The following is a 6,854-nucleotide window of genomic DNA, read 5'->3' as shown; positions in this document are numbered from 1 at the left end:
AATTTCTGATCCGTGCCGCCCAGTTCAATATCTGCTTTAAGCGCTACTGAGTCATAGCCCTGTACTAATGGATAGAGAAACTCATGAATGGCTATCGGCTGTCCTGTACTGTAACGCTTACTGAAGTCATCGCGCTCCAGCATCCTGGCAACAGTATGTGTCGCGGCTAAACGAATTAAGTCAGCTGCGTTCATTGCTCCCATCCATTGAGAGTTAAAACGCACGATTGTTTTCTCAGGATCAAGAATTTTAAATACCTGTGCTTCATAAGTTTTGGCATTCTCAAGTACTGCTTCCTGACTTAAGGGCATGCGTGTGACATTTTTTCCCGTCGGGTCACCGATCATGGCGGTGAAATCACCGATCAAAAAAACAACCTGATGCCCAAACTGTTGAAATTGCCGAAGTTTATTCAATAATACAGTATGGCCCAAGTGTAAATCAGGAGCAGTCGGATCAAATCCTGCTTTAATGATCAGAGGTCTATCTTTGAGTAATTTTTTTTCAAATTCCTGAGCAGGAAGGATTTCTTCACAGCCTCTTTGCAGTTCGGCATTCATCGATTCATCAATAATCATACAAGTAAAACCTTTTTTAGTGATTGACCTAAGTTGTTCCAGCGAGTATCTTAGCCCGGTTATTGTGTTCTCGCTAGAGGATGAATAAACAGGACAGCTTTTTAGGCATGAATGCCCCAGTTGGCGAACCGTATAACAGAACAGATTATATGTTCAGTGGGTAACCAAATTTTAAAAAACGTGCGATTATTATTTCGACGTTTTATTGGGATGGTAATAATAAACCTAATTATCACTGTAATAATAATTTTAACATCACTCTAGAGGTTAGCAGTAGCAAAAGGCGAAACATGGATCAACGACCCAATGTCTCAATAAATAATACAAACAAGCCATCCAAGCTGTTGGCTCTTATCGCATTGGCGATTGCATTTGCCTTGCCTTTCATATTGGTCAAGACATTTCCACACAAGATCAAGCCGCCTGTAAGCAGCAAATCAACAACATTATCTGAACTTGAAGAACAGGAACAAGATATTCCTGATGAAGAGGAAGTTCCGGTTAATGAGGAAGAGCAAGAGGATACAGAAGAAGCGGAAGCAGGCGAAACCATTCCAGCACCCTCCTCTATTATAGAGAAAACTGAGCCGCCGAAAACCAATCTGGAAGCAGCTAAAAAACTGGCAGAGGTAAAAAAGCCGGAAATCAAGACAGCTAAACCGAATAAACCACCGGCTTTGCCCCCTGAAAAAGATTGGAAAATCATTAAAACCCGTCCGGGCGACTCCTTGGCACTGGTATTTAATCGTGCCGGTATAAGCCAGAAAGTGTTGCAAACCATTCTTCATGATAATCCGCATACCTCAGCTCTTACCCGGTTAAAGCCCGGGCAGGACATTCAACTGCAAATCAAGAATAAAGTTCTTGAGCGAATGATGCTACCTTTTACCAGCACTCAGTTTCTGGTGGTCTACCGTGACGGCGCTCATTACAGAAGCAAAATCGATGCAAAGAAAATGAACAGCCATAACCATTTTGCAACTGCAGTGGTGAATGGCTCCCTCTATGGAACCGCCAAGCGTTACAATATTCCGCCAAAACTGGTTAAACAAATGACCGATATCTTTACCTGGGATATTAATTTTGCCAAAGATATTCGTGCCGGAGATCGATTCACTATTATTTATCAGGCGTTTTACATCGATGGCAAACAAGTCGGAACCGGGGATATTGTAGCGGTATCTTACAAAAATCGTGGAAAAACATTTCAGGCGGTAAGACATACTAACCGTGATGGCCAGTCTGATTATTATACCCCTGAAGGCAGAAGTCTGAAAAAAGCCTTCAACCGCTATCCAGTCCGTTTCAGCCACATCAGCTCTTCCTTCAGTCTTTCAAGGTATCATCCTATTTTACATTATCGGCGCGCACACAAAGGCGTCGATCTGGCTGCCTCTATCGGTACACCGATCATGGCCACAGGCTCAGGAAAAATTGAAATTATTGGCCGCCAGAATGGCTATGGCAATATGATTAAAATCAAGCATGACAAAAACTACAGCAGCGTGTATGGCCACATGCTACGATTTGAAAAAGGATTATCGCGCGGCGATTATGTCAAGCGCGGCCAGGTAATTGGTTACGTGGGCCAATCCGGACTTGCCTCTGGCCCGCACTGCCATTATGAGTTTCATGTTAATAATTTTCCCAGAAATCCTACTACCGTTGATTTGCCCAGAGGTTTGGAAATTTCTGCCAGAGAAATGGCAAACTTTAAGGCAAACACCAGAACCCTTCTTGCACAGTTAAAGATGTTTGAAGAGGCTCAGCTGGCAAGTGCAGCTAGAAAAAGCACGAAAAGTAAAAAAGCTTAATCAAGTTTTAAGGACAAACGAATGAAAAGATTGTTGTTTGCAGCCCCACTGGCTTTAGGAATATTGACTTCCTGCAATACGTTCGACAAACCGGATGTGATCACCGATGATGCCGGGTATCCTCATTACACCACTCCCTACCAGGACGATACCCGCGGACAGAATGCTTTTCCAATGACCTGGAAAACTAATGGCAAAAAGCTGTTTGTGTTTGATCCCAAAGCCTATGCCTGGGCAGCTTATGATGCACAGGGAAATCGGGTGATGACTGGCAGCGCGTCCGGCGGTATGGATTTCTGCCAGGATATTGATGAATCCTGCCGAACCGTAGTAGGTACATTCCAGGTGTTCAATAAAAAAGGCGCGGACTGCAAATCCAGTGAATTCCCAATTGCCAAAACTCCAGGGGGCAAAGAAGGAGGCGCTAAAATGCCCTATTGCATGCACTTCCATGACGGCTATGCCATTCACGCAGCCTATGAAGTACCCCGCCGCAATTCCAGCCACGGCTGTATACGCGTTTTACCAGGAGCGGCTAAATGGTTAAATCAGAATTTTATCGATGTGGGAACCACGGTGTTGGTGCTGCCCTATGCTAAACCAGAGAATTGATACTATTCACTGAATATCTCCTCAACTAAATGGTCGTACTATGAACGAGAACAGACGGCCATTTACCAGCTTAATCTTGCCTTTCCCCCGGAAATTAAGTCAGCCAATTCAGACCAGGCGTTTTGCAATAGCTTAAGTTTGCCATGATTTTATCCGCGATGTATAATTTAAGCTCACCATCATCCTGGAAATTAGATGCCGGAAATTGACAATACAGACTTATTGCCAACTTTAAAGGATGCAATAATGGCAGCTCTTCACCGCTATAAAACGGAATTTCCAAGACGAGCGGCTTCTCCTCATAGAGCAACTGACATTGCCTACCTTAATACAACAGTGAATACTGCTGTTAACCCTGACAGTTTACTATCAGAGCTAGAGGATTATTTTAGCAGCGATTCTTACTACACAGGTATTACCGACCAAAGCGTTCTGGAAGCACTGATAGTAGAAGAGCTCCTTAAAATCAATAAAGAACTTCAGCAATCATTCAATACGTTCGGTTATTCACCACAACCACACCCCGCGAAACACGAGACACCTGAAGGGGCAAAAGATGGAAACATTTCATTAAATTATTCTCTCAATGATTTTATTCATTATGCAATTGATAAATATATCAGTGAGAAACAAGGTAATATACCCCAGTATAGGCAGTATGATATTGAAAAACTAAGAGATATTCTGAAAGGAAAGCAAAACGACCTGAAAAAGTTGGAGTTAATCGAGGAGTTTTTAAATGGACTCACCCATCCTTTCAATAGTTATTTAAAACAGTATCTCAGACAGTCGCTGCAGCTTTTTCAATCCAACCCATCAAAAACATTTATTACCCGTATTTGGGAGCCTGACATTCCATCAACTCCTGAAAAAATCATGGTGTTTCTGCATGGATGGCATGATAGTGTAAATTCCGCGGATAAATTGGCACGAGAAGCGGTAAAAAATGGCTTTAAAGTAATCGCTTATGATCATCGAGGTCATGGTAATGATGCCCAAAGGCAGAAAAGAAATATTTCTACTGATTTATTGCGAATTGATTTTCGTAAATTTATAAATCACATCAATATTCAAAATCCAAATGCGGAACTGGCACTGGTGGGACACAGTATGGGAGGCGCGATTTTAACCGTAGAGAATGCTTTCATTAATAATCTCGCTAATGAGAATGGAAAAGCCGTGAAATGCGTTTCCTTACTTGCGCCAGCTGTCATGAGCGGATTTCATAAAATGGCAAGTCCGCTTAAACTGTTCTACCGAAATATGCATCCCGATGTGTATTCTGCACAAACTACTGGGCCTTCCCCACGTTTTGGCGGCCACGGCCCCTCTCTATTTGGTCTTTTAAATTTAATGCTCAAAGCAGCCCGCGCTTTAAAGCATTTATATCAGAAGGATTCATCTGGACATAGTCACTGGCATATCTATTCTGGCAAAAAGGATGCTTCTGTGAATTATAGTGAATTCGAATCACTACCCAATTCACATCATAAGCCGGTGCGGTTTTTTTCACGTGGTGATCATGCTTTGCAGTTTGGCCATCGATCGGGAACAGTGATTCGAGCTCTGATTAAGGATACAGAAAAGCACTTCTCTTCTACTATTTCTATTCAGCCAATTTCACGTTTATGAAATTAGCAAAGAGGCAAACTAATACCAATACAAATATCATTATGCGAATAGATAACGGCAAACAGCAATACTTGCAACAATACCAGCCAGATCAGCTAACAAGCCAGCGGGGATGGCGTGTCTTGTTCTCTTAATTCCTACCGCGCCAAAATAGACCGCAATAACGTAAAAAGTAGTTTCAGTACTACCCATCATGGTTGCTGCAGTCTTGGCAATGAATGAGTTTCCACCGTGATCATGAATCAGCTCCGCCATTAAACCTGTTGATGCACTGCCGGAGAACGGACGAATTAATGCCAGGGGTAATAAATCGGAAGGCATACCCAACTTTGAAAGTACAGGCGACAATACGCTGCTTAACAGCTCAAAGAAGCCGGAGGCGCGAAGCATTCCAATTGCAACCATCATCGCGATTAGGTAAGGAATAATGCTGACACTGGTTTCAAAACCCTGCTTTGCACCATTGATAAAGGCTTCAAAAACGTCGACTTTCCGCAGGGCGGCATACGCAGGGATCCCTACTACAAACGCAAGAAGCATCCAGTTAGATAATTGATTAGCAAAATCACTCATGAGAAACACTTAATTTATTTATTCGATAAACTGGAAGTTTGGCAAGTTGTTTTACCGCTACAATACCCACTATGGTTGAACAAGTAGTTGCCAAAAGCGAACTGACGATGACAGAGCTGGGATGCAAAGCACCGTTAGCAGCCAGAAAGGCGATTGCCGTTGCCGGAATTAACTGAACACTGGAAGTATTAATCGCCAGAAAGGTACACATCGCATTACTGGCTTCCTGGGCATGCTCATTTAAACGCTGCAATTCTTTCATTGCCTTCAACCCAAAAGGCGTTGCGGCGTTGCCCAAGCCTAGCATGTTGGCGGCAATATTCATCACCATAGCCCCCATCGCCGGATCTTCCACCGGAACCTCAGGAAATATGGGTTTCATGACGGGCTTCAATAAACGCGCCAAACGATTAACCAGGCCAGATTCGGTGGCGATATTCATTATCCCAAGCCATAATGCCATGATGCCGGTTAAACCTATCGCAATTTCAAAACCCAGCTTGGCAGAATCTGTCACCGCATTGACCAGTTGATCTACTCGTCCTTGAATCACGGCAACACATACTGAAAGCAGGATCATTCCGAGCCATATTGCATTTAGCATAAATTTCCCTCAAACTGTTTGCCTGCTACACCTACATTACTTCAAGCGAACCATGGCTTCTTTAAAAAAATTGATGCTTTTATCCAGCTGTTTGACGCTGGCTTTTAATGTCTTTGCTATAAATGATCTTCCCCCTAAACAGTTAGACCAAAGCATTGAGAAACTATATCACACAATCCCAGACATCTCTAAATTAAACATGCAAGCCCGTTTGGATAAACTCAGCAGCTCTTTTGTAGGAAAACCCTATATTCTCGGTTCGCTTGGCGAGGGAGATAAGGCTTATTTTGATCAGATGACGCTCTACCGTTTCGATGGTTTTGATTGTGAAACGTTCGTCACTTCGGTTTTGGCTCTCGCACTTGCCAATAATCCCACGGAGTATAAAGTCTGCCTGCAGAAATTAAGATATCAAAATGGGAAAGTTAGTTTTATTACCCGAAATCATTTCACCGCATTGGACTGGAATAGCAATAATCAGCAGCAGGGTTATGTAAAAGATATCACGCGCAATTTTACTGATAAAAACAGTCAGCCGGTATACAAAGTAGCGGAAGCCATAGTGAATAAGCCCTCCTGGTATCAGCATTTAAGCAGCAAGTCCATTCGTCTGAATTCGTCTGAACCCAAAGAGGTTGATAAACGATTAAGCAGGCTTAAGCAGCGAGGCAGCAAGCTGGCTGTTGCAAAAGAACAGATTGATTATCTGCCCCTGACTGCTTTATTTGATGCCCAAGGCGTCCCCAACCTACCTCTTTTCAAGCAAATTCCTGATGCAGCGATTATCGAGATTGTCCGCCCGAACTGGGATTTGACACAGTCTATTGGCACTCATTTAAACGTTTCTCATCTCGGATTCGCATTCTGGAAAGATGATCATTTAATTTTTAGACAAGCGTCCTCAAATTTTGGAAAAGTCGTTGATGTGCCCTTAATGGATTATCTTAAGGAGGCCTTGTCGAGCCCCACTATTAAAGGGATTAACGTACAGATTGTTCTACCAGAGAAGCCCTTGAATGCACAGTGCTCGGCTAAATAGCA

The 6,854-nt window shown here is 43.0% G+C and carries 7 protein-coding genes (1 of these 7 only partly in view); 4 read left to right on the top strand and 3 right to left on the bottom strand.

Annotated features, from left to right (window positions below; translation table 11 throughout):
- Window positions 1–578, bottom strand: partial view of a tyrosine--tRNA ligase gene (gene tyrS / locus DYH61_RS01960; protein ID WP_058506329.1) — the beginning only. 628 nt of this gene lie to the left of the window's left edge; the window shows 578 of its 1,206 coding nt (coding positions 1–578); the start codon lies at window positions 576–578; its stop codon lies beyond the left edge, outside the window.
- A gap of 290 nt (window positions 579–868) precedes the next feature.
- Between tyrS and DYH61_RS01955 the strand changes: the two genes are divergently transcribed.
- The 3 genes from DYH61_RS01955 (at window position 869) to DYH61_RS01945 (ending at window position 4,636) form a co-directional block, all read left to right on the top strand.
- A complete protein-coding gene (locus DYH61_RS01955; RefSeq protein ID WP_058506330.1) occupies window positions 869–2,392 on the top strand; it encodes a M23 family metallopeptidase in 1,524 nt (507 codons plus the stop codon).
- A 21-nt stretch (window positions 2,393–2,413) separates the two neighbouring features.
- Window positions 2,414–3,004, top strand: a complete 591-nt coding sequence (locus tag DYH61_RS01950; protein WP_058506331.1) for a L,D-transpeptidase — start codon at window positions 2,414–2,416, stop codon at window positions 3,002–3,004.
- 195 nt (window positions 3,005–3,199) lie between these two features.
- On the top strand, window positions 3,200–4,636 hold the full coding sequence (locus DYH61_RS01945) for an alpha/beta hydrolase (RefSeq protein ID WP_058506332.1): 1,437 nt from the start codon (window positions 3,200–3,202) through the stop codon (window positions 4,634–4,636).
- Window positions 4,637–4,675: 39 nt separating this feature from the next.
- Here DYH61_RS01945 and DYH61_RS01940 read toward each other — a convergent pair whose 3' ends face one another.
- Both DYH61_RS01940 and DYH61_RS01935 read right to left on the bottom strand, forming a co-directional pair.
- Window positions 4,676–5,209 (bottom strand): spore maturation protein, encoded by a 534-nt coding sequence (locus DYH61_RS01940; RefSeq protein ID WP_058506333.1) that lies wholly within the window; start codon window positions 5,207–5,209, stop codon window positions 4,676–4,678.
- On the bottom strand, window positions 5,202–5,813 hold the full coding sequence (locus DYH61_RS01935) for a nucleoside recognition domain-containing protein (RefSeq protein ID WP_058506334.1): 612 nt from the start codon (window positions 5,811–5,813) through the stop codon (window positions 5,202–5,204). Before DYH61_RS01935 ends, DYH61_RS01940 begins: the two co-directional genes overlap by 8 nt.
- Window positions 5,814–5,865: 52 nt before the next feature.
- On the opposite strand from DYH61_RS01935, the gene DYH61_RS01930 reads away from it, so the two are divergent.
- Window positions 5,866–6,852, top strand: coding sequence for an N-acetylmuramoyl-L-alanine amidase-like domain-containing protein (locus tag DYH61_RS01930; protein WP_058506335.1), 987 nt, complete (start codon window positions 5,866–5,868; stop codon window positions 6,850–6,852).
- Window positions 6,853–6,854: the final 2 nt, after the last annotated feature.

This window comes from Legionella quinlivanii, from assembly GCF_900461555.1.
Taxonomy (GTDB): Bacteria; Pseudomonadota; Gammaproteobacteria; order Legionellales; family Legionellaceae; genus Legionella_C; species Legionella_C quinlivanii.
The sequence above is the reverse complement of the archived record's forward strand: the minus strand, read 5'-3'. Positions and strand labels throughout refer to the sequence as shown.